Raw genomic sequence first — 262 nt, forward strand, 5'->3', positions numbered from 1 at the left:
GCCTGAACGCCACGGACGCGGTGAACCTGAGCCAGCTCATGTCGGAAGACGCGAAGGTCAACACGATCAACAACAACGTGAACAACCTGAGCAACACGGTGAACAACATCGTGAACGGCGGCGGCATCAAGTACTTCAACACTAACTCGACGCTGGCGGATTCGTCGGCAACGGGTACGGATGCAGTTTCGATCGGCGGACATTCTCAGGCGACGACGATGAACTCGGTGGCACTGGGCTCCAACTCCGTGGCCAACTCGGC

General features: G+C 58.4%; 1 pseudogene. It reads left to right on the forward strand.

Annotated features, from left to right (window positions below):
* Nucleotides 1–262: pseudogene (locus AC0L23_RS40155) on the forward strand (hypothetical protein); the annotation flags it as partial.

The sequence above is a fragment of the Bradyrhizobium sp. MI1.4 genome (assembly GCF_055811315.1).